The organism is Paenibacillus daejeonensis DSM 15491, assembly GCF_000378385.1.
Lineage (GTDB): Bacteria > Bacillota > Bacilli > Paenibacillales > Paenibacillaceae > Paenibacillus_D > Paenibacillus_D daejeonensis.
Genome location: NZ_KB899661.1, coordinates 87,774 through 113,047 on the forward strand (window position 1 = coordinate 87,774; position 25,274 = coordinate 113,047).

Below are 25,274 nucleotides of genomic sequence, written 5' to 3' on the forward strand. Positions count from 1 at the left end.
CGTATTAATGATTACTAGAGTATATGAGAGACTGCGAGAAAGTATGACAAGCCGGTCTATGATTTCGTTTCCCTGCTTTTTTAGTATGATAGAATGGTCCCAAGGAGGTGCACCGCGTGGAATACAAACTGCTGGATGTCCGCAACCGTGGCAAAGCCAAATGCGAGCCCGGCTGGAACTGGCGACCAGGAGCGCTGGTAGACTATGACCTGTGGTATGCCGTGCAGGGAAGCGGCGTGATGATAATCAACAGCGAGGTCTTCCCCATCCGCAAGGGTGCCTGTTTTCTCGTTCATCCCGGGGATACGCCCTCCGCAGAGCAGCATCCGGATGACCGACTTACAGTCATTTATATTCATTTCAAACTCTCGCATCGCACCGGAAATCCAGATGCACATAGGATGTCCAAGCTGATGCAGGAGCGTGTCGTCTACTTCAGTGAGGTGTATGAGCCCGAACGGCTGCTGCACCAGCTCCTGGATACCTCGCAGCACCCTGATGAATGGTCGGCGGAGGAGTTTGACTGCATCGGCAAACAACTGCTCATCCACAGGCAGCGCTGCCTGGAGCAGCAGCTCTCCTCGCGGGGCAGCCCCCTCACTACCAAGCAGCGACAGGCCGTCAGACAGGTCATGCGCACGATCCAGGAAGAAGGGTGGCAGGGGCGGCCCTATGAAGAGCTTGCCGATCTGGTTGGGCTGTCGCATGCCTATCTGGCCAAGCTATTCAAGGTGTACACGGGCCGGTCGATGAAGGAGTATATGACCGAGATGCGCCTGGAGCGGGCAAAGCATCTGCTCAGCGAGTCTTCGATGAACGTATCGCAGGTGGCCGATGCAATGGGCTATTCGTCAGTCTATTTATTCAGCAAGCAATTCAAGCGCTACACCGGCTTGCCGCCGTCCGCCTTTCAGAGGCATCACGCCAAGGCTCGACCACATCGATAGAGCTTCCCGACGTATTATCCGTTTGGGTATAAATAATTGCGCGTAAAGGCCATGTCATCGTTGCATGGCAGGTGTTACTCTGGATCTAGATTCATTACCTTCTTATCTGGAGTGTGATACCGTATGACAGCAGATGATAAGACCTTGTATGCGTACAAGAACGAAGAAGAGCTGAGTCTGGCCAACCGGATCGCCACGGAGCTGTACCGGTATGACCAGATCGAGCAGAACCGGATCGCGAGCTTGGCGGATGTAACCGAGGAGCATGTCAAGCAATTCTGGTCACAGGGCTATCTGGTCGTCGAGGAAGCGATCTCACCAGAAGAAGTCGAGCAAGCGCTGGATGCCATTATGGACATTTTGTCAGGTGTCTCCACAGGCTCCAAGATTCAATTCGTCAAGCCGCGAAGCGAGCTCCATACGTTGGAAGAAGTCGAATATGCAGCGCGCAAAATCCACGGTTATCTCGAGCATGAGCTACGGCTGCGGGCCATCGCCCACCACCCCTCTGTCTTGCAGACGATGCGCAAGCTGTTCGGTGAGGAAGCCAAAGTGGCACAGGATCAGGCCATTCTGAAACCGCCTACAGGCGGCGCCGAGAAGCCATGGCACCAGGATATGGCCTATGGTCCGCTGGCTTATGACAAAGCGGTGATCGGCATGTGGTTTGCGCTGGACCCCGCTGAGCTCGACAACGGCTGCATGCATGTGATCCCTTATTCTCACCGCGAGGGCGGCTCGCCCCACTATGCCGAGCGGGACTGGCAGCTGTGCGACCGGTCAGTTCTGGTCGAGCGCGACGTTGCCGTTCCGCTGAAGCCCGGCGGGGTGCTGATCTTCCACGGCCTGCTGCACCACGGCACGCCACCGAACTTCTCTACGAAGCGCCGCCGCTCTATCCAGCTCCACTATGCTCCGGAGTCAGCCAGCAAACTGACGCCAAAGGAGTATAAACGGATGTTCACGAGCGAGATGACCAACGCGGAATGCTGAAGCGATCACTTTATCTATCCAAAAAAACCTCCCCCATACGCTAGTCTTAGCTAGGTATAAGGGGAGGTTGAGAAAGGTATGGCTAACGGTTCACATCTGACGCGGCGGGCTTTTGCGCTTGCGGAGCAAGAACAGTAGACCGACAATCGCCACAACAATCAGTGCCCCGGCCGCCAGCACAATATTACGCAGATCAGGCACATAGACGGACAATTGAATCGGTGTGGGCCGGTCCAGTGGCAGCTGCCAGATTAGCGTATTTCCTATCACACGGTCAGCATTGTTATCGCCATATAGCTTGTATGGGAAGGTAACGCGAATATCCAGGTCGACCTGCCGGAGCAGCAGCTTGACCATCGGAGCCGGGATCAGACTGCCTGCGAGCAGCGCCGCATCCGACACCTGACGGTCCAGATCCAACCGGCCTCGAATATCATAGGTTGTAAAGAGCAGCCGGTCCTTGGCCGTCACATTCAGCATCGGATCACGGCTGTCAGTAAGCCAAGATAGATCCTCGTTCATCGCTTCAATTGAAGCGTACTGCCGGGATAAACGATAGACGGTAGAGGTTCCCTCCGATTCGGTCTCCAGGGCAAGTCCCCGTTCGGCAAGCGTCTCCTGCAGGCGCTCCAGCGCACGGTCGCCCAGCAGACCCTGGACGCGTTCACTGATGACCATCTCGGCTTGCAAGTCGATACTGCCATCCTTGTTAATGATGATATGCCCCGTCCCCTTGGCGCACCCCGCCGTGAAGACCAGCAGCGTGATCAGGCACCCGATCATCAGCCATCTGGCTCTCATCGATTCGCCCCTCTCCTCTTATCCCTTATTCCGGCGTATCCGGCGGCCGCTTGCCCCGCTTCAACTCAGCAATACTGTAGCCAAAATCCATTTGCAAATGCGGATAGTCCTTGAAGCCTTGCCAATCGCCGCCCCAAGTAAAGCCCAGCTCCTTGGCAATCGCTACCACTTCCATCCAATCGGATTGTCCGTTGCCGTTGCCATCGTATTCAAGATCCCACAGCACGCGGCCATCTGGTGTGCGCAGAGCGAAGTCAATGGCGAGACCATAATTATGATAGGAGCCGCCTCCTTGAACATTGGTGACGATCTGACCTTCCTCGCTTCGGCCCTGCCGGTACAGCGCATTCTGCTCCTCTTCGCTCCGATGCCCATCTGTGATCAAGATTTCAATCCCGATCTCTTCCGTACGGGCAATCAATTCCTGTTTCTTCTGCTCCACGACCGGATGCAGCCCTGTGACTGGAGGTGGCGGCTCAATGTTAATGATCTCCGGCAGCGGCCGCTCCAGCATTTGACTCTCATCGAGGTAGAGATAGATTAAGAGAATGGCCAGCATATAAAACAAAAACCGTCCAAACCGGCTCTTCTTGCGGCGCGGCGTCCGGGTCTGCGGCCGCCGCACCGGTTGTCGATGCCGGGCTGGAACGGTAGGTTGTCTCATCGACAGGTTAACAGTCTGGGTTGCATTCGTATAAGTGCTCATACCCCTATTATATAAAAATCTGCTCCCGGATGCACTGGCCCCGGGTCGGGGCAGCACCCCGATGCAGGTCGGAGTTGGCCTTAACTAACAGAATCAGGCCTCGTCACCCTGGTAGTTCTCTACAATGACTTCCAGTTCGCCGGTTTCCGGATGGATGATCAAGCCGTGTACATTGACATCACGCGGCATCAGCGGGTGATTCCGAATCATTTTGGCACTGTGCAGCACGCCTTCTTCCGGACTCTTGAAGCCGCGCAGGAACTTGTCCAAGCGAATGCCCGAGTTCTCCAGCGTCTGTACAGCCAGCTCCGGGATACCACGTTCTGCGAACTTCGACATCAGCCCTTTGGTATCCAGGTTGGTCATGCCGCAGCCGTGGTGCCCGATCACAAGGATATCCTGAATGCCCATCTCATACACAGCAACAAGCAGGGATCGCATCGCACTGCCGAACGGCTGGGTCAGGATGGCGCCCGCATTTTTGATAATTTTGGCATCGCCGTTCTTCAGGTTGAGGGCTTTGGGTAGCAGTTCGAACAGACGGGTATCCATACAAGTCAGAATTGCCATTTTCTTCTGCGGCAATTTATCACTTAGGTAGGCTTCGTATTGCTTATCATCGACAAAGGTGCGGTTAAACTCCATCAAATTTGTAATAAGGGACATACGCTTCTCTCCTTGCATGAATAGAATTTCTTAATAGTATACCATGCTCGTCAATTCCCGCCATCCGAACCCCACGTACGAACGCCGTCGTCCTCGGTGAGACCCAGCGTCACATCCGAGAGATCCGGGTCGCCTAGCAGCTTGCTGCGCAGCCGTTGCTTGACCAGACCCGCATCTGCGAGCGTGAAGCCCTTGCGCAGCTCGATATAGGCTTCCACATGATACGTTCGTCCTTCCTGCACGATCCGTAGACGCGTCACATCCGCAACATCGGGATCGCTCACGATCAGACCGGCCACGCGGTCTTCGATATCCTTGGGGGCAGCAACGCCGATCAGACCGACCATGTTATCGTAGCCCACCTTGAAGGCCACGAACACCATCAGACAGCCAATAAGAATTGTCGCGATGCCATCCAATATACGGATGTTCAGGAACTGGGTGCACACGATGGCCACCAGGGCAAAGAGTGCGCCCATCGTAGCTACAATATCTTCATAGAAAACCAGGCGCGTCGGCGGGGCGGCCCGGCCGGCATTGCGGAATGCCGCGGGAATGACAGCCAGTCCCTTGGCTTCGCTACGCGACTCCTTGACGATTTCTTTCATCGCTTTGATCAGAATGGCCCCGTCGATAGCCACCGCAATGAGCAGGACAATGACATTTAACCAGAAATTACTAGCCTCTTCAGGATACTTGAGCAGCTTGTAGCCCTTCAGAATGGTCTCGTATGCCATAACGGTGACGACGATGACCGCTACCATACAGAACAGATTGATGACCCGGCCAAAGCCGGTCGGGAACCGGCGCGTTGGAGCCTTCTCCGCCAGGACACTGCCGAAGAACACAAACGCTTGGTTGATGGCATCCGCAACGGAGTGCATGGCCGACGCGAACATCGTGCCGCTGCCGCTGACCGAAGCCGCGATCGCCTTGATAATGGCCAAGCCTGTATTGCCTAGTGAAGCCACTGCTGAAGAGGTATTGCCCTTCTTAATCAAAGCGATCCAATTTGCCACTCGAGGCACGCTCCCACGTATCAAATGAAAATCTTGCCTTTCCGTTTAAAACCCCGGCCGAGCATCACTGCCATCAACCGGGAAACCGCTATATTAGTGCCCTGGCACCCGATGCGATGGCGCATCAACGATGACACGACGAATGAACAAGGCCATGATCAGACCGCAGACCGTTACAGCCAGTGAGAACAACAACGCATGCTGCGTGCCAACCGTTGTCGCTTGCAGCACGGTTGCCGGATCGGTCGGGTCCGCGGCTCCTGCCAGCTGGCGGGCCACTCCGTTGGAGAGGATGCTGACAGCTACCGCTGTACCAATGGCGCCAGCTACCTGCTGCAGGGTGTTCATAACGGCTGTGCCATCCGGGTAGAGCTCAGGCGGCAATTGATTGAGGCCGTTGGTCTGGGATGGCATCCACACCATCGAGATACCAACCATGATGCTGGAATGCAGCACGATGATGAGCGCAATCGGCGTCTCGGGTGTAATCCCGGAGAGGAACCACATCGCTGCCGAGACAATAATCAGTCCCGGAATGACCAGCCCCCTCGGTCCGAAACGGTCGAACAGGCGGCCCATTACAGGCGAGAGCAAGCCGTTCATCAGACCGCCGGGCAGCAGCATCAGACCCGCGGACAGTGCCGAGAGCATCATCGCCCCTTGGAGATACAACGGCAGGATCAGCATCGACGAGAGGATGATCATCATACAGAACAAGACCATCATTAATCCCAGGACGAACATCGGATAGCGGAACACGCGCAGGTTAATCATCGGTTGAGCTGTCTTAAACTGTCGTAGGGAGAACAGCAGCAGCGCAATGAAACCAATGACCATTGATCCGATGACGAGCGGACTGCCCCAGCCCCCGCCACCTTCACCAGCACTGCTGAAGCCGAAGACGATCCCGCCGAAGCCGATGGACGAGAGCACGATCGACATGACGTCAATGCGCGGTTTGGTGATTGTCGTTACATTCTGCATGAAGCGCATGCCGAAGAGCAGGGCAATCAGCAGAAACGGCAGAGACAGCCAGAAAATCCAGTGCCAGTCGAGTTTTTCGATCAAGAGACCGGCTACTGTCGGGCCAATCGCTGGCGCGAACATGATGACTAGACCGATTACGCCCATCGCTGCTCCGCGCTTCTCGATAGGGAAGATAATCAGAATGGTATTAAACATTAACGGCAGCAGCAGACCGGTTCCTGCCGCCTGCAGGACGCGGGCCACCATCAACACTGCAAAGCTGGGAGCCAGCGCGGCAATCAGTGTACCCACGATTGAGAATGCGAGGGAAGCCATGAACAGCTGCCTGGTCGTGAACCATTGCAGCAGAAGGCCGGATACAGGCACCAGAATGCCGAGCGTCAGCAGGTAGCCCGTGGTCAGCCACTGAGCTGTTGCTTTGGAAATATCGAAGACGGCAGTAAGCTCATGAATGGCGATGTTAAGCGCCGTTTCACTGAACAAACCGATGAAACCACTGACCAGCAGCGAGATCATAATGGGCAGGACGCGGAGGTCCTTTTGCTGCGGGGTACTATAGCTGCCTTGCACAGCTGCTTCCATGAATAACAATCCTCCAGTAACTCTCTACTGCTTGTCAGGCAATATAGAAGCTTAAATTGACTTGCAAAGAAGTCAAGTATATGGTATGGAAGCGTTTAGTGTCAATGTGAAAAAGGTCACATCAGGCAGCTTATTTTGCCTCATAAGACACAAAAACCCTCATCCCACAATTTCAATGGAATGAAGGCTTGAATTCTTTGATACAGCCGCACTCTGTCCGGCGTCGCTCCAGTCGTAGATCCTGACAAGATATTCTACCGTTCCCCCCGTGCCCAGCCGTGCTAGTTTAAAGACAAAAGTGCAAGTAATAGCCCTCGATATTGGCGATACGACGAGGGTAAGGTCAAAAGTACAACTAATCCGTTCGTTTATGGTTAAATATGGATATTTTGGCGGTGTTAAATGTATTTTTGTCGTTGCGAGACGGAATATCACCGCTGATTGCAGATTTAACTGTATTTTTGTCCTTACTGGCACTCAAGCTTCTTCCCCTGTCCTATCCTCAATAGAAAAAACCCAGGTGTTTGCCTGGGCTTCGTGCGATTTTATTATAAGTGCGTTTTCAAAACAACCTATAATTAGCCAATACTATCATTTTCGTAGAATGTAATCCGATTGCCGAACGGATCGAGAACCGTGACCTCGCGGCTGTCCCAAGGCGTGACCTCGATGCCCGGGCGCGAGAAGAGATAGTTTTTGCCCAGCAGCTCAGCATGCAGCCGCTCAATCCCCTGGACTTCAATCCGGATCGCTGCTCCAGGCGTACAATCGCCATAATGCTCGGTCAGATGAATCGTGCACGTCTCCAGCGAAATCTGCATATACGTGGGCAGTCCTTCTGACGGTCCCTGATCCCAATCCAGCTTGAACCCCAGATAATCCAGATAGAACGACTTGGCCTTCTCCACATCAAAAATCCGGAACAATGGTATGATTCCATGAAATACAGCCATCACCAATCACCCTCTCATTTGATTATGCGTTGCCTTATGCGTTGTCTCTCGTGGTGGGGTTACGCCAGATGGGTCAGACCTGGTATTTCTCCTTGTAGACGCGATAAGTCTCGGTGACCAATTCGTCGCGGTACGCAGCGGGGCGCTCGGCGATGATCCGGTACAGCCGCATGAACCGGTCCTTGGGCAGACGATGCGCGTAGCGCATCAAGAGATGCGGGTAGAGCTTGACGTAACGGGAGCGCCGCACGGCAGCAGCGGCCACCAGCGCCAGTATATCCTCGCCACCCTCCATTCTGCGAAATTCCGACTCATAAACCATAACATAGCGGAACGTTTTTTCCTTGATCAGGTCGCGCTGCAGGCGGGCAATCTCACCAATATAAGCGGCCAGATCAACATTGAAATGGTCCATCAGCAGCGGCTCCAGCATCAGATCCATATCCTTGCGCAGGATGAACGTCTGCAAGAGCAGCACCTGCTCCATCTTGATCGGGTCCGTCCGCATCAGATAACCGATCTCCCTGAGCATCTCATACGTCCGGGGCTTGTCGCCACTGCGGAACACTTCAATCGCATCCTCACGATCCTCCATCAATCCGTGAACGATCCGGTCTCCCTCCCGCTCCAGCATCTGGCCCAGACGGCGCAGCGTTTGCTGGGGTAGCATACGGAGCTGGACCCGCCAGAGCAGCACCAGGGCCAGAATGCCGCCACCGAGCGCCAAAGCCAACAGCGGCACGTCTTCCCCAGCAAAGTAGACAGCGGCAACCCCCAGTACCAGCACCACCAACCGCTCGAACCACATCGACAGCTTGGCCCGGGATAAGGCTTCGTGCTCCAGTGGAATCAGCTTGTGCTTGTGGCATGACGGGCACTCCTTCTCCTGCAGCACCGTATAGGCTGCGCAGCCCCGGCAGCGGCGCAGCTTCTCATAGGCGTACTCCGGACGTTCAAACGGCTTCAATAACACCGGTTGTTTGGTTGTCATCGGGAATCACGCCTGGCCTGCTTCAGGATGGTGTACAACGTCTGCTCCAGTTCTCTCGGCTCAGGGGTGCGTTTGGCCCGGACGTAGTACAGCGCAATTCTTATACTAGCAAAAAGAAACACTATTCCAATACATACGTATGTAACCATATGTGGGCACCTCATTTCTTCGCTTGCGGCCCTCCGGCAGCGTAAGATGTGAAATATGGGCAGTCATCAGTTATACTCTATAGTATATCACGTTCCACTTAATCCACCCAAAGGAGTTAACCTATGCCATTACGTATACGCTCAACGTACCTATACATGCTGCTTGTCCTGGTTATGCTGCTTAGTATAGCAGCGCCTGCACATGCCTCTCCTGCTTCGCCGCAGGCGGGGGCGAGCGCCAAGATGGATGCTGTGCTGCTGCTCGACGTGAGCAAATCGATGAACAGCAGCGACCCTAGCAATATTGGGAATGAAGCGATGAAGATGTTTATCGATATGCTCTCCGTGCAAGGGGACAAAGTCGGCATCGTCGCCTACACCGACCGCATCGAGCGAGAGAAAGCGATGCTGTCCATCCAGTCGCAAGCCGACAAGGATACGCTCAAGGCGTTCATTGACCAATTGGATAGAGGCACCTACACGGATACTTCCGTCGGCTTGACGGCTGCTATGCAGCAGCTGCGAGACGGCGCCGATCCGGATCACGAGCCGTTGATCATCCTGTTCACCGACGGCAACAACGACTATGATCCGAGCACCGGACGCACAGCCGCCGACTCTGACCAGGAGAAGGCCGCCGCTCTGCAGCAGGCGCAGGACAGCGGCATTCCGGTCTACACGATTGGACTTAACGCCAACGGAAGCCTGAACAGCGACGTGCTCGCAGACATCGCGGACCAGACGGGCGGTCTCTCGTTTTCGACGAATACGGCGGAGGATCTGCCGAGAATTCTGAGCGAGATCTTCGCCAGCCACCAGGAGCTCAACATCGTGCCGGTCGATTCGTTTACAGCTGACGGCAACGTTAGGGACATTCCCATTCAAGTCCCCAACGCCAACGTCCTCGAGGCCAATATCTCGGTGATGTCCTCTCAGCCGGTCGAGGCCCGTCTGCTCGACCCGGATGGCAATGAAGTCGCCATTCCATCGGATGAGGTGCTGCTCACCCGTTCCGCCAGTTACTCCCTGATCAAGCTGCTCCGTCCGACCGAGGGGGAATGGACGCTGCAGATTAAGGGTGTGCCGCAGGATCGGATCGATATCAACCTCATTTTCACCTATGACTTGGAGCTCGCTATCGACCCTCCGGCGCAGAGCAGTTACTCGCCAGGCGATGAGGTGACGATCACCGCCTCCCTTGTCAGCGGAGGCCAGCCGCTGCAGGATGCGAGCCAATATAGCAACATGACTGCCGTCATGCACGTCAAAGATATAGACACCGATCAGACCGAAGAAGTCGCGATGACAGTAAACGGTGCGCAATTTGAAGGGACCTACACCCTCGCCGAAGCGCATGATTACGAAATTTTCGTACGCGCGGAGGAGTCCAGTTTCTACCGGGAAAGCTCCCCCGTGACCGTCAGCGCCAAAGGCGGAGCTGCAGGCGAGGAGACACCGCCGCCGCTGGCTGGCGAGGAGGAGTCATCGTTCCCGCTGCTGCCCCTGATTGGGGGGATTATCGGCGGCCTGCTGGTAGCGGGCTACTTCCTGATGCGATATCTGAAACAAGCTAATCGCGGCTTTGTCGGCCAGCTCGTCCTGGAGATCCGCGACGAAGCCACCGGCGACAAGTCGCATCCGCAGTATAAGAAGCTGAACGTGTTCAAGGGCAAATTCAACCTTCACCAGCTGCTGCAACTGGCACCCGAGATGAAGGAAACGGAACGCATCGTCTTCCGTCACGGCAAGAACGACCGCCTGCTGCTCCAGAACGGCTCCGGCAGCACCATCGAGCGCTCCGGCCGCGCCGTTGATGCCAGCAAAGGCATCGAGCTCAAAAACGGCGACCGCGTCACCGTCGTGCTCCAACAAGTAGACAAGACGATTAGCGTGGAATATATCGTGTGATTGGAACAGCAATCGGCCCTTAGTTGGTGGCAAGAACTCGGAGGCTTGGGTTCAGACATCGGCTTCACGCACGGGGGTCGAGATGCAAGGTTCAGATACGAGGTACTTGGTTCCATATATGCGGTGCGAGATTCTAGATCCTGGTTGCCGTTACGAATTCATATGTGAGAATGAGCCGCTCCAGATTAGTGTACGGATGAATCGAGTCGTCACAAACTTAGCGCTAACGGCCAACCAGCGCCGCTATTTCACCAAAATAAGCACCTTTTACATGCTAACGGCCACAGGCGCAGTTATTTACTCGAAAACGAGGCCGAAGCGCCTGAAAACGCAAGAATAACTGCGCTCATGGCCGTTAGATCATTTAACCGGCAAATATCTGTAGAATAAGCGCATATGTGGCCGTTAGAGCTCGACATTTGAGGTTTGAGGTTTTAACTATTAAGAAGTACAGGGGGTAAACCTATGAAACCAGTTGTGAGAGAACACATTCAACAGTTGGACGTTTCGCTTGGCGGAGGTATCGTCAGCGAGAAAATCCGCGTCGACACAATCGACAATCCCATCCTGATCATCGGTCTGGGGGGCACAGGCATTGATGCGCTACTGCGTCTCAAATACCAGATCAACCGTCGCTTCAAGCTGCCTGAGGATCCTGTATCCCGCCGCAAGATGGAGAAGCCGGACAACGTAGAGTTCCTCGCGTTCGAGACCAATGAACAGGACCGCAACAAGCGCTACAAGGGCATCGGGCTCGACCCGATCAACGAGTTTGTGCTGCTCTCCAATGCCGAAGTTGGCGGTCTGCTGCAGAACCGTAGCATTCTGGAGCCTTACATTACCGAGTGGCTCTCGCCCGAGCTGAGCATCACTGACGGCATGAACGGCGCGGCCGGCGTCCGCCAGGCCGGGCGCTTGCTGCTCTTCACCAAGATCAACCAGGTCGTGCAGAGTATCGACAAGAAGATCAAGACCCTATCCGTCGGTACCAACAAGAAGCTGATGGTGTTCATGCTGACGGGTCTCTCCGGCGGTACGGGCAGCGGCGCTTTTCTGGACATCGCCTACATCGTGCGCGGCATTATCGAGCGTGATCACGGCTCGGCGGGTATCGACCGGGTCAATACGCTGGGTTATCTTTTCACGCCGGACATCAACCTGTCCAACAAGAGCCTAAGCGAGCATACGCGCGAATACATCAAGAAAAACGGCTATGCCGCGCTCAAGGAGCTCGACTACTGGATGAACGTGGACAGCCGCGGCGACCGGTTCCGGCAGCAGTATGGCAACATTCTCAACGTCAATTCGCCGCTGCCGCCTTTTAACCTGTGTCACCTGATCTCTGCCACCAATGCCGAGGGCAAGCTGCTGGAGAATGCCTACGACTATTGCATGAACGTGACGGCTGAGAACATTACGAACTTCATGGCCAGCGAGGAAAAAGGGTCCGGCGAAGAGTTCGCGATTCATGACTATATCAGCAACATCCGGACCAACATCGCGCAGATGAACAAGCTGTATCCGGCCAACTATGACTACAACATCATCGGTGCCTCATCGGCCGTACTCCCGATTGAAGAAATGACGACGTATCTGGCTTACCGATTGTTCGACAAAATGGACAAGATGTTCGACAAAGCCCCTAGCCAGGAGGACGTGGAAAAGTTCGCCCGCAAGCTGGGCATTGACCTCGACTCCGTCGTCAAGGCCTTTGAATCGCGGGTGCCAGATCCCCTGCCGGGCTTCGAGAACAGCGAACGCCTGAGCTACAACAATGTCATCAAGATGCAGTCCGTCAGCATGGATACGGAGCTGGAGATGACCTTCCTGACGCGTGCACGCGAAGAATATATCAAGTCCAAGAAGCAGATGCCGGGCGAGATTGTCGGCCAGTTCACGGACCAGATCCGCCGCAGCTTCCTGCATCCGGAGCAAGGTCCATTCTATGTCTCCCGCCTGCTCTACACCGAGAAGGGCTTCTGCATTCTGAAGATGCTGCTCTCCTACATCGAGACCCTCAAGGAGAACCTGGCCCGTATTCCCCGGGAAATTGAAGAGGCCCAGGATCAAGCGGACGAGCGGATGGGCGATGCCAAGAGCGCTTTTGTCTCGAAGGATAAGAAGAAAAACAGCTACATCGAAGCCAAGATCCATGAATACTGGCTGCGTGCAGATATCGAACGCAATGAGCAAATGATCGAGTTCTACGAGGATCTCTATCAACTGCTCAATCAAGAAAATAGCCGGATCTACAACGTGTTCACCGAGACGCTGAACGTGCTGAACGGCATCTTTTCCAAGAATAGCGAGTTGCTGACCGGCGGCGAGGAGCAGGTCGATCACAAAGGTAACAAGACCTACTATTGGAATCTGGTCAGCGTACCGGACATCTCGGAGATGATCACCAATATGATGGACAAGCGCGATGGCGACGACCTGATCCGTGACTTCACGCAGGCACTCCTGGACCACTCTGACCTCTGGCTCAAAGAACAGGAAATCGACATCATCGGTTCGATCTCGGCGTTCCTGTCGGACAAATTCGGCGATCTGATCACCCAGTCGATGGAAGAGTTCCTGGTCATGAAGTACGGCAACGACGAGTCCATCGAGAAGTTCGTGGAACGTCACATCGCCAGCAAGCTGGATGAGGAAGCGATCCCGGTGTTCCATCTGAGCAACAGCTCAGGCAACCTGCACGTGCCGTCCTGGGGCTTCGTCTCGGTACCCGTGAAGGCGCCGAGCATCCTCAAGGGCATTCGCAACTACCAGAACAATGCGCTTGGGAAATCGCACTTCACGATCAAGGAGAGCGAGGTCAAGAACCGGATTTTCTGGCTCAATACGCGCAATGGGGTGCCTCTCTTCGTCTATACCCCGCTCAAAGTATACGAGGAGAGCTATGAACGGACCATCCTGGACAAGGAAGGCGTTGGCCGTCACCTCGTGCAGACGGACAAGGTCAACTGGACCTACCTGCCTTCGCCGATTCCTGAGAAGTCCTGGGGCGATACGTATGTCAACCCGCGGGTCAAAACGTACAATGCCCGGGTGCGCGACGAATTCGACAAAGCCATGGGCTACGGCATCATCCTGCCGAAGGACGTGGATAACACAACCAGCAGCCGTTATACGGTGCGGATGACCAAATACTTTGATCTATCAGCCATGCTGGAAGACTATCATATGCAGCTCGGCGCCTCCAAGCCGAACCTGGGCGAAGTAAAGCGCGCCTACCGCGAGCTGCGTCGCTTGCAGACGGACGGGCTGGAATCGGAGTCGACCAAAGACATCTTCGGCAGCTACAACGAGGATCTGGCCAAAGAAAATCTGATCCGCTCGCCGGAGCTTCTGCGCCGCGTCCGTGAGGAGCTGGCCAAGTACGAGTCCATTGAGCGCAAAGCCGCGGAGCTGGAGAAGCTGCTGGCGCTGCATGAAGATGAAGATAAATGGTACGATCAATTCATCGAGGCGTTGTACACGGATACCATTCAGAAAAAAGGCGCCCTCTTCGTCTACGACCGTGATCCGGAAGAGGAAGCCTGGAGTCCGTTCGCTAATCTGGTGAAAAGCGGGAACTATGTGGAGCATGAGATTTTTGAGAGCTTCCGCAAGCTGGATGACCGCAGCCGCAGCATCCTGCTGCGCAAGAGCGCCCGCCGGGTGAATGACATGACGTCCTCCGAAGATACGGCTCCACTTCTGGAGAAGCTGGATGCGATGTTCAACACATTCCTCGAGGCCCGCGAACGGCTGGAGTACGAGAAGGTGGAGCTCGCTGGCGGCGAGGAGCTCTATCAGTTCTACAAGAACATGACAACCAAACTCCATGACATGCGTAGGAAGCTGAAGTAATGACACGTCAGATGCTTCAGACGTACGCCGCCGAATATGAGGCCGCCCAGCACAAGCTGAGCGGCCGGCACGACGATCAGAGCAGCATCCACTACCCCACGGTCTTTCTCTTCATCGGCGATGGGGTGCAGAATGCCGTAGAGCCGATGATGCAGGCGAATAACGTCCGCTGGGATAACCATGCGGGCGTCATCTATTATCAGGTGACGGCCCGCGGCGAGGCAGACGCTGCTTCGGATTCGGGGAATGCCGCAGCTACAGCACCTGAGCTGGCAGGCGGAAGCGAACGTGGGGCTACTTCAGCAGGCGTGATGCGCACGGTGCTGGATGGCTTGGCAGCTGCAGCATCCGGCGACAAGAAGACCGCGCGTCAGGCGATCTGGCAGGCTTTCACCGATAATCCAGGCTGCCTGCAGCAGTTGAATCGCGCGCTTCGTCAGATTAGCGACCGGATTGCCGACTACGGACGCCTCTACCATTCGTTTGATCGGCTGCACATGGCGGTCATCACCCGGGTCGACGACCCGCTGAATGTGCTGATTCCGGAGATCACGCTGCTGGCCCGAACCATCTTCCATCAACTCTTCAAGTCTGTGCAGCTGGATTTGTATACGCTCATCCAGGAGCGCGATCAAGAGGGAGACTACGGCTATTCGGGTGCAGCAGGCATCAGCTTCCTGCGCGAGCTGTCAGGTGTGCAGCATCCGGATTACCGCTTCGAGGCAGAACTGCTGGTAACGGGCGATGGATTGGCGATTCCGGTCACTCACGGTCCGGCCCCCCTCTTCGACCTCGTCTATGTGCTCTCTGACAGGGACGAGCGCGGTCTCAGTGTCGCAGACGGTCCACGAGACAATGCTGCGCTGATCGGCACCATTCTGCTGCTGAAGAACCGCAAGCGCCGTCTGGACGATGAGGATAGCGTCCTGCACACGGATAGCTACAACAATGCCTCGTTCCGGAGCAGCCTCAAGGCAGATTCCGGACGCCAAGGCTATGTGTCCGCCGGATTGGCTACCGTCCGCCGCCCCAATCACGCCATTGCGCTGACTGTGCTCTATCACAGCGTACGTGAACTGCGTCGGCGCCTGGAGGCCGATCCCGGGTTGAATGCGCAGGAGGTTCTGTCCGTGTTCGGACTGGATGAGGATGCCATGCTGAAGCGGATGACCTCCTTGCTGCCCGACCCTGACCGGCTGGAGGACATGAATGGTATGCTGACGCATGCGGTCTCCTTCGACCAGGTGCGACGCATGACGCTGAGTGAAGCGGAAGACGCGCTGCTCGGACAGGGTGCCGAGCGTTTCTTCCGCAGCCAATTCGAGGACGTGATGCGTTCACGGCTGGCGGAGCTGCGACCAGGTGAGGAGCTCCAGCGAGCACTGACCCGGGGAGCGGATCGCTATCCCGGTGTGCATTTCCCGCAGCTCGCGGCTTGGACGCGTGAGCAGCCGGAACCTGGCGAAGCCATCCGACTGCTGCAGAGCCGCAGCCGCGAGCTGGGCACGGCCATTCAACTGGCCGAGCAAGAGCTGGAGCAGACGCTGGCCCAGCGGGTAGATGAGCTGAAGTTCCAGCGGTTGCCGCTGCTGGGCAAGCATAATACGCGGGCTTTCCTGCGGGTGTTCTTCGAGCAGGTGTACGGCCGCAAATGGGACTTGCTGCAGCTGCAGCTGGAGCGCGAGCTCTGTCGACGCTTCGCCGAGGCGCTGGCTCTGCTCCATCCGAAGGCGCAGCGCAAAGCTGTGCTTCTCGAAGAGCTGGAAGAGCTGACACGACAAGAAGCACTGGCTAGCATCAAACGAACGGATGATTATACCGGCCAGAATATTCTGGCTTACTACGAGCGGGTCACTGCGGATTTATTTCTGGAAATGGAGGAGCGCAGAGGCCCCGGCTTCCTGCGGGAGCCTCGGGCCATTGGGGATGTCGATGCCTTATTGGAGCAGGGAGTTGGCGCGCTAGCTGAGCGGTTGATTGCCTTTTGCCGTGAACAGCTGCTGCCTGCGGAGCCCTTCGCCCTCTCCTTCGAGGAGGAGCTGCTGCGCCGCGCCAACGTCTCTGTTGCCTACGACAACCGCGAGGCGCTCTCGCGAGAGGATTTGTTCCTGCGCCTGTATCGGACACTCCAGGAACAAGCGACGATCCGTATCCGGCTGCTCGATTATACGCATGAGCACCGGCATGAGGAGAGCTACCTGTTCGGTGATGGCGAGAGTGCCTTTGTCCGCTATGCGCTGGGCGCGGACGCCTCCTCCCGGCTGCACAAGCTGGGGGTCGTTCACGAGAAGCGGAGCAGCAGCGTAGAGAAGCTGAGCTTGATGGGCGGCTTTCACTTAGAGGACCTGATCTACTACCGCAATAACAAGATGTATTATGAGACGTATCTGCGTAACGGCTACCAGTTCCACGGCCACAATGCCGAGACGCTGCCGGAGCTGCTATAGCTTCAGAGCGGCGCCGGACTACGCTTGGAATGCGTGTTTAACCTCCAATGGGAGAAGGGGAATGTCATGCAACGAAAAGTTAATTTACTGCTGCTGATGCTAGGCCTGCTGGGCGCCGGCATCGGCTTCGTCCTTGGCGAGCTGCTATTGGGTGTCTATGGGGACAGTATGCCCCGCGCCGTCCTGATCGGTCTATACTTCGGCGTGGTTGCGCTGTCTATCGGCATCTGCACGATGATTGCGGAGCTCATGCAGCCGATCCTCAGCGGCTCCTCTTGGCGGGCTCGGTACACCGATCTGTCCTGGAAGCTGCTAGTGCCTGCTACGCTAGTCCTGATGTTCCTGGGCGGCAGCTTGTTCCAGCTGCTCTACGGTCTGCATCTGGGCGGAGAACGGCAGGTTCGTGATTATGTACTGGTGATTGATAATTCCGGCAGCATGCTGCAGACGGATCCGAACAATGACCGCTTCACGTCGGCCCGCGAGCTGGTTGACCGGATGCGGGACGATAGCCGGGTCGCGGTCGTCGTGTTCACGGACCAGGCAGAGGTCGTCCAGCCGTTCACCCGGATGGACCGGCAGATCGAGAAGGACGAAGTCTATGCGGCGATCGACAGCCTGCAGACGGTAGACGGCGGGACCGATTTTGCAGCGGCGCTCGACCAGACCCTGCAGTTAATCGAGAACCGTTCCAATCCGGACCGCGGCGTCATGGCGATCCTGCTCTCTGATGGTCAGAGCGATGCGGATATTCAGAGTCAATTGGATCGATTCGTGGAGCAAGAGATCGTCCTGCACACCATCGGGCTCGCCCTCGATGATGCCTCTGGCGTCGCCGCGCTGGAGTCGATTTCCTCGGTGACCGGGGGCTCCTATCACGATGTCCGTGAGGCAGACGAGCTATCGTTGATCTATCAGACCCTCTACGATGAGTCAGTCGAAGACCGGACCCTGGTGACCGAGCGCGATGGCCCATCCGCCGACAGTACGTTCTACCAATGGTTCCGCATCCTGGCTATTGTCGCGCTTGGTGGACTGATGGGTATCGGCATGGGCCTCTTCTTCGATAATCGCTACCTTGCTCGCAGCTTCGGTATCGGTGGTGCGGTCGGCGGTTTGATTGGCGGCTGGCTGCTCGATAACAGCCTCTCCGGCGCCGGCTTTACCGACGGCCTGACAAGGCTGGCTACCCTGCTGATTATCGCCTTCTTTATCTGCCTCTTCCCGCTGCTGGTTCCTGTTCGCGAGAACAACCGCGGCCAGACGACAGGCACAGGCAAGACCCGGCGTGCCGTTCGCACCGGGCGGCCTACGGACGACGAGGACCGACCCGTGCGCGACCGCCGTCATCGGGGCTTCTAGCGCGATAGCTGAGTGAGTTAACTTTTCTATGAACCTACGGAGGGATTACGCATGCGATTCCAGCTGGCACAGCCGGATTCACCCATCATTACCGGGCTCGCCCGTACGATCCAAGACGACCGCTGCACATTGCGGTGGATTTGGCCGATGGGCCTGGACGCGGTCTATATCGGCCGCTCCAAGGAACCCTTGCACAGTCAAGAACCGGAGCCCCGCAGCCTCAAGCTGTACACGCGGGCCGAGTACAAGGCTAACCATGGCTACACCTTCCGCATAGAGGGGGTCGGTGCGGCCATCTATACCGTCTATGCTTGTCCAGAGAGCATCGGCAGTCCGCTGTTGATTCTCCAGCCAGACGGGGACAACGCCATCGCCGTGAGCGCCGGACGAGCCAAGATTCACTACTCGATCCGCTACAAGAGTAATTGGCTGAGCAAGCACAAGACGGTCCAGATTGTCGTCTCGCCGGAGGTGCCGATTGGCGAAGACGTGCTGTGCTACGTGAAAAAGCAAGGCGGCTCCCCGACCAGCACCGAGGACGGCATTCGCTACCCGTTCATCACGCCATTCGCTGCGGGCAGAAACGAGCTGCCCCCCATCGAAATCGGCAAACAGGAGCAAATCCGCCTCTTCTTCACCGACCGCCAGACCTATGGCACCCTGTACGAGCTAATCGCGGAACAGTAGCTCGCACGGATGAGAGTGCAGCTGGTGCAGCTGCAGTGCTGCCGGATGGCAGTTTCGGCGAGCTGATGCCAGGGGCTCACTGTGAGTTGGCTTAGGCCGCGGGGCCGAATTAGCTGCCGGATGGCAGGTACTCCGAGCCAGCATTGACGCTCGGTGCCAGAGTTAGTTGCTGGAAGTCGGTTCCTGCGAGCTGACGTGGATGCTCCGGCCGAAATAACTGCTAAAAAGCATTTAATAAGCACTACCTTAGACGATTAAAATGCGCAAACGCGGGCAATCCGACCGATATAACTGCTAAAAAGCAGTTGTTACCAGACACCATAGGAACTTTGTTACTTGGCTGAGCTCACCCATCCGACTTTGTTGGTTTCAAGTAACAATTTGCACCTATATGAGCTCAATCCACCAATTTTGCTGGTATTAAGTAACATTGTGCACCTATATGTGCTCATTCGCCCGACTTTGTTATTTTTAAGTAACATTGTGCACCTACATGAGCCCAATCACCCGACTTTGCTAGTTTTAAGTAACAATGTGCACCTAATTGAGCTCACACGCCCGACTTTGCTGGTTTTAAGTAACATTGTGCACCTATATGAGCTCACACGCCCAACTTTGCATGTTTTAAGTAACAATGTGCACCTACATGAGCCCAACCACCCAATTTTGCATGTTTTAAATAACAATGTGCACCTAATTGAGCTCACACGCCCAACTTTGCATGTTTTAAGTAACAATGTGCACCTGGTTAAGCCCATAAGCCCGATTTCGCACATTTCAAGTAACATTGTGCACCTAATAGAGCTGATCGACCCAAGATTACAGGTTTTAAGTAACATTGTGCACTTGGTTTGGCCCACTACCCTGATCTACCTGAAAATCTGTTATTTGAAAAAAGTGCCGAAGAGGCACGGAATCGAATCTGGTCAACGCTTTCTGAAAGAAAGCGGCTTCGAAAGCATACGCTGCGGAGCGCTCGCCTCAGAGCCTTTCGCAGAAAAGCTAGCTTCGGAAGCATACGCTGTCCCCGGATTTCTACCGCTGAAGCGGTTAGAGAATCAAGAAATCCGGGGACAACAGCGATCGTAAGATCGATCCGTGACCGCAGGCCCCTTTTTTTCAACGAACTGCTGTTTCATATTACCACCTAAAAGGAGGAGAGCGCCCGTGGGATTTTTCGACCTGTTCAAGCGGAAGCCGGAGCCCGAGCCGGAACCGCCGTTTTACGATATCGTCTGCCCTTACTGCTTCAGCAAGTTCACGCCGGATGATGTCGTGTTCCGCGCCACCCATTACCGGGAGGACGACGAGGACTATGCGTTGGGTGAGGATGAGGAGCTGAACCGGTACCGGGAGCGGTTTGGACTGGATTCGGTCCACGATATGGAGGCTGTGCTGCATCCCCGTGATGTGCCGGAGGAACGCCGGATCTACTCGGATGAGGTGCTCATTGGACTGAACGACCGCTATGGTGAAGTGACACGGCGGCGTCTTTGCCCCAAGTGCCACAACGAGCTGCCGGTCACCGCAGGCAAGGTACCGAGCAACATCATCTCCATTATCGGCGCCTCCCAGGTGGGCAAGTCCGTTTACATGACCTCGCTCATTCACACGCTGCAGCATACGACGGCGGATCATTTTAATGCGGCCTGCATGCCGCTGACGACCGAGATTAGCCGCAAGTTCCGTACGTTTTATGAGGAGCCGCTGTTTGAGCGGGGCGACCTGCTGGCCTCGACGCAGAAGGAGAAGATGCAGGAGCCGTTTATTTTCCAATTCGTGTTCCGTGATGAGAACAAGCCGCCGCTGACGCTCGTATTCTTCGATGTGGCTGGTGAGGGTATGGTGGAGCAGGATTATCTGAGTCTGCATGGCCAGCATATCAAAAATTCCGCCGGTATTCTGCTGCTGGTCGACCCGCTGCAGATCCGCTCGATTCGCGACCGCATCCGTATCCAGTCAGGCGATGCCGCGGGAGAATTCGTGCCGCAGTACGATGAACCGCGCGACGTTGTGCTGAGCCTGTTCGGTGATTTTATCGCTTACCAGGAGAATAGCAAAACGGATATTCCGACCGCTGTCGTGCTCACCAAGAGCGATATGCTGCATGCGCTCAAGGAAGAAGACGGGGAATACATCCGGCCCAACAGCAACATTTTCAACAATATGGTGCACCGGGACTACTTCAATTTGAATGAATTTGAGAATATTGACGGGGAGATTCGCCGCTTCATCGAGAAGGTCGACCGGCCGTTCAAGGGGACCATGGACGTGTATTTCAAGGATACCGCCTATTACGCCGTCTCCGCGCTCGGGAGCAATCCGGTCGATCAGAAGATGCAGACGGTGGTGCAGCCGATACGGGTCGATGAACCATTCCTCTGGCTGCTCTACAAACTGAACTTTATTGAGGGGAGACGAGACTAGTGCCGCTACCTACCCCCGCCAGTATCCAGCAACAGCTGTACACCCGCGAACGCCGCGGCGTGTTCCGCTCGACCGAGGGTTACGACACGATTGCGTTATCGGCTGGTCTGGACAGTCAACTGGTCAAAAAACAACTCCACCCGTACTGCGTCTACGATGCCCCTGCTGAGCTGGCGGGACGCGGCGAGAAGGATGCCGCCGCCTACCCTGAGACGATGCATGCGCTTCGGCTGGAAAGCGGCGATCTGCTGCTCGGACGGAGTGTCTATGTGCCAACTGATTTTACGGGTCTGCGCAGTACGTTTTTCACGCACAATTACGTCATTCCGGTAGCCTTGCTGAAGGATACCCCCGGTCAAGCGCCAGCCTGGCTGAATGCTGACTTTCGGAACAACTATGCGATAGATCAAGGTACGGAGCTACCTGATCTGGACGAGCTCCCCCTGCGCACGCCTGCTTTGTCAGGAGAGCCGGGCAGCGCCGCAGAGGCGCTGCGGCAGATCGGCATTGACGAGACGCACTACAAGCAGCTGCTCTTCGCCGTCATGACGGCAATCGGCGGCAAGAAGAAGGTTTACGTCGCCTTGAATGTCCCGATTCACGAGCTGCCGCTGCGAGCCAGGCAACTGCTGCAGTTAATCTATGCCGCACTGCCGGCTCCTTTTCAGAGACAACTCGGATTCATCACCTATGCCAAGGAGCCGCAGAGCCGCAAGTCTGTCCATCTGATGTTTGTGGAAAAAGGCACCCTGCGACCAGGCGACCGGACACTGGAGCGCGAGTTTGTCTTCGATATGCCGAATGACCGGGTCGTCAACGTCAACTATGAAGGCAAGGATCAAGCGTTTCTGGACCTGGCTTGGTCGCATCTGGAACAGCCTGAACGTGCAGCACAGTTCGCGGAGTTCGCCGAACGCATGCTGGCTGATATGGGGCCGGAGCATCACACCTCCATGGCGGATTATCACCATCTTGCCTTGCTATTCCGTGTCAGCGAGGGCGATCATGCCGCTTATGAAGCTGAACGGCTGGCTGTGCTGCGAAGCGCGCTTAGCTATCTGAAGCCGGCTGGCGCCATGCCGCGCAAGCCACAGCTTGTGCAGCTGATGGGCGCGCGCTTCCAGGAGGAACTGGGCAAGCTGCAGGCCGGGCGCCTGCCCGAGCCGGCAGTCGTGCACGTGTTCGCCGAATTCTATGCCGCTGGTGGCACGGCCATTGAGGCCCAGTTGGTTCGCTACTTCCTTATTGCCATCCAAGCGTCTGCCCGGGAGAACAAGTGGGAGGAAACCGCCGCCTATTACCGGGCGCTGGAGCAGCAGCCCAAGCTGGCGGAGGCCTTTTTCCGCAAGGTGCTGGCTGATGAGCGGATGGCTGAGCAGTTGTTCGAGCCTTATCTGCAAGGCAAGCTGAAGGAAGCTGGTCAGCTCCGTGACGTCATGCAGCTCGCCTTGCAGTGGTTGAGCAGACATGTGGAGCTGCTGTCCTCTCCTGCCTTCTCCGCTCTGCTGCGGACGCGGCTGGCCGAGCTGATGGCTCGAGACCGTCAGCCGCTCACCGCTGCGTCCAAGGCGTTCGAAGCATTGGAAAAATTCGCTGCGGAAGCTCAGGCGGCCCTGCCTCCCGTGGAATCAGAGGAGCTCGGAGAGCTGAATGGACAGCTCCAAATAACCGTGTACCGTACCATGCTCACAGAGCTGTCCTGGGAGACACTGACCCGGGAGCAGCTGAACCAGGCTGAGTTTCTCAAAGACACCAGCCGGGTCGAGCAATGGAACGAGCGGCTCGATAGCCGACTGCAATCCAATGCAGCTGTGCTACAGGCGGCATACCGCTGGTTTGTCCGCCCTAAGCCGGATCAGCGTGTGTTCGACGGACTGGAGCCTGCTGAGATTGACCGAGTCCAGCAGCTCGGGCGGCGTTGGCTCGCCGGTCAGGTGGATGCCTCACAGTTCGGACGTCTTACCCTGGCCTTCTGTAACAGCTCGGATGTCCAAATGATTGATTACCCGGCACTCATTGAATTTCTGCGTCAGCATGCGAAGGGTCCAGAAGTCTTGTACGAGTTCTTCCAGTGGTCGGAGGATCATCCCGCGTATATGCGTCCACGAGGCTTCGTGCCAGCTTACTCAGCAGCCGTGCTTGCTTATTTCCGCACGCATGACCGGGATGCGTTCAAGAGCCGGGCCAACAAGCGTGCTTATTATGACGGTGCAGGACCAGCCATGAAATCGATTTTCGCTCAGGCCCGTTCAGAGCACGCTTCCCCGTTGGGCAAGCTGCTGCGGGGCAAGCGGGGTATGCTCTTTTTTTCGTCACTCGTAACAATCGGGGCGGTGCTGGTGGTGCTGAGCTTCGTGCTATCAGACGATGCGCCAGCACCGACAACACCGGGCGTAGGCGGTCCGCAGAACGAATCGCTACTACCAGAGGATGCCGAACCGCCAGCTACGGATTGGCCAGCGACGCTGGCCTACGCCGATCAGCCGGACGAGGGCACGGCAGCTGCAACGACCGATCTCATTCTCCTGTTTCGTGAAGCAGCCGCTTGTGCAGCTTTAGAAGCCGGTGAGCCGGGCACCTTCGTCATTGAAACACCAGACGGCGAGGAGCATACCTTTCGTAATATGAGCTATGAGGCAGTATGCGGTGAGGAGCCAACTTCTGAGGATGAGGATGCAGGAGGTAGCGCGCCGGGAACCGGAAATAACGCCAATGATCCAGATGCTTCTGGAACAGATGGCGAACCAACTAACAGTCCGGTTTCGAACGACGACACCGCGAATAGTGACACTTCAGCCAATGAAGAATCGCCAGTCGTGTCTGGGGGTGCGGCCGCAGCGCGCCCTTCTACAACTAGCACAAACTCGACCAATACGGGTGGTGGCACCACAGGTAGTCCGGGAACGTCAGGAGCGAATGGAGAGGATGCAGAGGCTGACGACAGCGATACGCCTGGCATTAACTCGCCTACTGGCTCCGACAACACACCTAGCACGCCTTCGACGACCGATGATACCACGGCAGAGGAGGGGCCTCAGTCTTTGGAGGAGGCTTATCCGTTCCGCATCGTCATTGATTTGGCTGAGCTTCTGGAGCTGCCAGAAGACAGTGAGATCCGCTTTACTGATGTGAGCTTTACCTTATCGAAGACGCCAGACCTTGCGACGGAACCTTCTCAAGAATAGTTTTTCATTTTGCTAACCTTTGTCAGCATTAATTCCTAGCTGGCAAAGGTTTTTTTGCTTGGCCCTCCACTGCTCTGACGTGGTTAGTCGGCTGGGGTGCGAGCAAATAAAGGAACAAAAGTGTGTTACAGGCGGCGCATGGTGGAGCGACGAGCAAATAGAGGAACAGAAGTGCATGACAGCCACAGCCAGGGGTCTGCCGCCCCTCTTAAACACAATAAACAAAAGTGGCACCAAGTAATACTTGGTGCCACTCCACTCAAAAACGTTTAAATCCAAGACTCGATATCCTCATCATCAATCTCATCCTCGATCACCGGTTCCGGCTCTGCAGCCGCAACCTCTCCGGCTCCGGCAGCCTGCTCGGCCATCGCCAGCGAGATATTGCGCTCGCTTGGGATGACTGTCTGCAGGTTGCGAATCCGGTTTTGAATGATCTCGTTTTCGATTAGATATCGGATGGAGTCCATGAGATTGGTCTGCGTATTAATCCATTCCATGACCGCCGGGTCCTCAGACTTTTTGGTCTTGAGGCTAATATTCTCCCCGGGCAGCTTTTGTTTTTTCATGCTTCTACTCACCTACCGGTCGTCCGATTTCATCCTCGTC

17 protein-coding genes are annotated in these 25,274 nt (G+C 56.0%); 9 read left to right on the forward strand and 8 right to left on the reverse strand.

From position 1 onward, the window contains the following. The first annotated feature begins 116 nt into the window (after positions 1-116). Both F556_RS0111585 and F556_RS0111590 read left to right on the forward strand, forming a co-directional pair. The gene (locus F556_RS0111585; protein WP_020617120.1) at positions 117-947 is read left to right on the forward strand and encodes an AraC family transcriptional regulator; all 831 of its coding nucleotides are present in this window, start codon (positions 117-119) and stop codon (positions 945-947) included. A 123-nt stretch (positions 948-1,070) separates the two neighbouring features. Beyond that, positions 1,071-1,940, forward strand: a complete 870-nt coding sequence (locus F556_RS0111590; RefSeq protein ID WP_020617121.1) for a phytanoyl-CoA dioxygenase family protein — start codon at positions 1,071-1,073, stop codon at positions 1,938-1,940. Positions 1,941-2,030: 90 nt separating this feature from the next. Here the strand turns inward: F556_RS0111590 and F556_RS36205 are convergent, their stop codons facing one another. From F556_RS36205 to F556_RS0111625, 7 genes are all read right to left on the reverse strand, one after another. Beyond that, the gene (locus tag F556_RS36205) at positions 2,031-2,741 is read right to left on the reverse strand and encodes a DUF3153 domain-containing protein (RefSeq protein WP_020617122.1); all 711 of its coding nucleotides are present in this window, start codon (positions 2,739-2,741) and stop codon (positions 2,031-2,033) included. Positions 2,742-2,766: 25 nt separating this feature from the next. Next, positions 2,767-3,405: a M15 family metallopeptidase gene (locus F556_RS0111600; RefSeq protein ID WP_425414003.1), complete on the reverse strand. Its 639-nt coding sequence runs from the start codon at positions 3,403-3,405 to the stop codon at positions 2,767-2,769. 135 nt (positions 3,406-3,540) lie between these two features. Continuing rightward, positions 3,541-4,113 carry a beta-class carbonic anhydrase gene (locus F556_RS0111605; RefSeq protein ID WP_020617124.1) on the reverse strand — a complete coding sequence of 191 codons (573 nt, stop codon included), beginning with the start codon at positions 4,111-4,113 and terminating at the stop codon, positions 3,541-3,543. Positions 4,114-4,163: 50 nt separating this feature from the next. After that, complete coding sequence (locus F556_RS0111610; RefSeq protein WP_020617125.1) at positions 4,164-5,132, reverse strand: cation diffusion facilitator family transporter; 969 nt, start codon at positions 5,130-5,132, stop codon at positions 4,164-4,166. Positions 5,133-5,225: 93 nt separating this feature from the next. Further along, positions 5,226-6,701 carry a DHA2 family efflux MFS transporter permease subunit gene (locus tag F556_RS0111615; RefSeq protein ID WP_020617126.1) on the reverse strand — a complete coding sequence of 492 codons (1,476 nt, stop codon included), beginning with the start codon at positions 6,699-6,701 and terminating at the stop codon, positions 5,226-5,228. Positions 6,702-7,279: 578 nt separating this feature from the next. Continuing rightward, positions 7,280-7,654 (reverse strand): glyoxalase superfamily protein, encoded by a 375-nt coding sequence (locus F556_RS0111620; protein WP_020617127.1) that lies wholly within the window; start codon positions 7,652-7,654, stop codon positions 7,280-7,282. Positions 7,655-7,727: 73 nt separating this feature from the next. After that, on the reverse strand, positions 7,728-8,645 hold the full coding sequence (locus F556_RS0111625) for a hypothetical protein (RefSeq protein WP_020617128.1): 918 nt from the start codon (positions 8,643-8,645) through the stop codon (positions 7,728-7,730). Between the two features lie 272 nt (positions 8,646-8,917). Here F556_RS0111625 and F556_RS0111635 point away from each other — a divergent pair, with 272 nt between their 5' ends. The 7 genes from F556_RS0111635 to F556_RS33760 all read left to right on the forward strand — a co-directional run bounded on the left by F556_RS0111635 (position 8,918) and on the right by F556_RS33760 (position 24,665). Next, positions 8,918-10,702: a vWA domain-containing protein gene (locus tag F556_RS0111635; protein WP_020617130.1), complete on the forward strand. Its 1,785-nt coding sequence runs from the start codon at positions 8,918-8,920 to the stop codon at positions 10,700-10,702. Positions 10,703-11,167: 465 nt separating this feature from the next. Continuing rightward, a complete protein-coding gene (locus F556_RS0111640) occupies positions 11,168-14,557 on the forward strand; it encodes a tubulin-like doman-containing protein (protein WP_020617131.1) in 3,390 nt (1,129 codons plus the stop codon). Continuing rightward, positions 14,557-17,004, forward strand: coding sequence for a hypothetical protein (locus F556_RS0111645; RefSeq protein ID WP_020617132.1), 2,448 nt, complete (start codon positions 14,557-14,559; stop codon positions 17,002-17,004). Before F556_RS0111640 ends, F556_RS0111645 begins: the two co-directional genes overlap by 1 nt. A 66-nt stretch (positions 17,005-17,070) precedes the next feature. Next, a complete protein-coding gene (locus F556_RS0111650; RefSeq protein ID WP_020617133.1) occupies positions 17,071-18,366 on the forward strand; it encodes a vWA domain-containing protein in 1,296 nt (431 codons plus the stop codon). Positions 18,367-18,417: 51 nt separating this feature from the next. Next, positions 18,418-19,053, forward strand: coding sequence for a hypothetical protein (locus tag F556_RS0111655; protein WP_020617134.1), 636 nt, complete (start codon positions 18,418-18,420; stop codon positions 19,051-19,053). A gap of 1,167 nt (positions 19,054-20,220) precedes the next feature. Beyond that, positions 20,221-21,480 carry a TRAFAC clade GTPase domain-containing protein gene (locus F556_RS0111665; protein WP_020617136.1) on the forward strand — a complete coding sequence of 420 codons (1,260 nt, stop codon included), beginning with the start codon at positions 20,221-20,223 and terminating at the stop codon, positions 21,478-21,480. Next, positions 21,480-24,665, forward strand: coding sequence for a GAP1-N2 domain-containing protein (locus tag F556_RS33760; RefSeq protein WP_020617137.1), 3,186 nt, complete (start codon positions 21,480-21,482; stop codon positions 24,663-24,665). The genes F556_RS0111665 and F556_RS33760 overlap by 1 nt, the downstream gene beginning before the upstream one ends. 269 nt (positions 24,666-24,934) lie before the next feature. Here F556_RS33760 and F556_RS0111675 read toward each other — a convergent pair whose 3' ends face one another. Next, positions 24,935-25,234 (reverse strand): hypothetical protein, encoded by a 300-nt coding sequence (locus F556_RS0111675; protein WP_020617138.1) that lies wholly within the window; start codon positions 25,232-25,234, stop codon positions 24,935-24,937. Positions 25,235-25,274 lie beyond the last annotated feature (40 nt).

Excerpts from the sequence above, each read along its gene's own strand:
- F556_RS0111640 (WP_020617131.1), top strand. The coding sequence starts at position 11,168 with ATGAAACCAGTTGTGAGAGAACACATTCAACAGTTGGACGTTTCGCTT.
- F556_RS36205 (WP_020617122.1), bottom strand. The coding sequence starts at position 2,741 with ATGAGAGCCAGATGGCTGATGATCGGGTGCCTGATCACGCTGCTGGTC.
- F556_RS0111650 (WP_020617133.1), top strand. The coding sequence starts at position 17,071 with ATGCAACGAAAAGTTAATTTACTGCTGCTGATGCTAGGCCTGCTGGGC.
- F556_RS0111600 (WP_425414003.1), bottom strand. The coding sequence starts at position 3,405 with ATGAGACAACCTACCGTTCCAGCCCGGCATCGACAACCGGTGCGGCGG.
- F556_RS0111605 (WP_020617124.1), bottom strand. The coding sequence starts at position 4,113 with ATGTCCCTTATTACAAATTTGATGGAGTTTAACCGCACCTTTGTCGAT.
- F556_RS0111645 (WP_020617132.1), top strand. The coding sequence starts at position 14,557 with ATGACACGTCAGATGCTTCAGACGTACGCCGCCGAATATGAGGCCGCC.
- F556_RS0111590 (WP_020617121.1), top strand. The coding sequence starts at position 1,071 with ATGACAGCAGATGATAAGACCTTGTATGCGTACAAGAACGAAGAAGAG.
- F556_RS0111675 (WP_020617138.1), bottom strand. The coding sequence starts at position 25,234 with ATGAAAAAACAAAAGCTGCCCGGGGAGAATATTAGCCTCAAGACCAAA.
- F556_RS0111625 (WP_020617128.1), bottom strand. The coding sequence starts at position 8,645 with ATGACAACCAAACAACCGGTGTTATTGAAGCCGTTTGAACGTCCGGAG.
- F556_RS0111620 (WP_020617127.1), bottom strand. The coding sequence starts at position 7,654 with ATGGCTGTATTTCATGGAATCATACCATTGTTCCGGATTTTTGATGTG.
- F556_RS0111615 (WP_020617126.1), bottom strand. The coding sequence starts at position 6,701 with ATGGAAGCAGCTGTGCAAGGCAGCTATAGTACCCCGCAGCAAAAGGAC.
- F556_RS0111655 (WP_020617134.1), top strand. The coding sequence starts at position 18,418 with ATGCGATTCCAGCTGGCACAGCCGGATTCACCCATCATTACCGGGCTC.
- F556_RS0111635 (WP_020617130.1), top strand. The coding sequence starts at position 8,918 with ATGCCATTACGTATACGCTCAACGTACCTATACATGCTGCTTGTCCTG.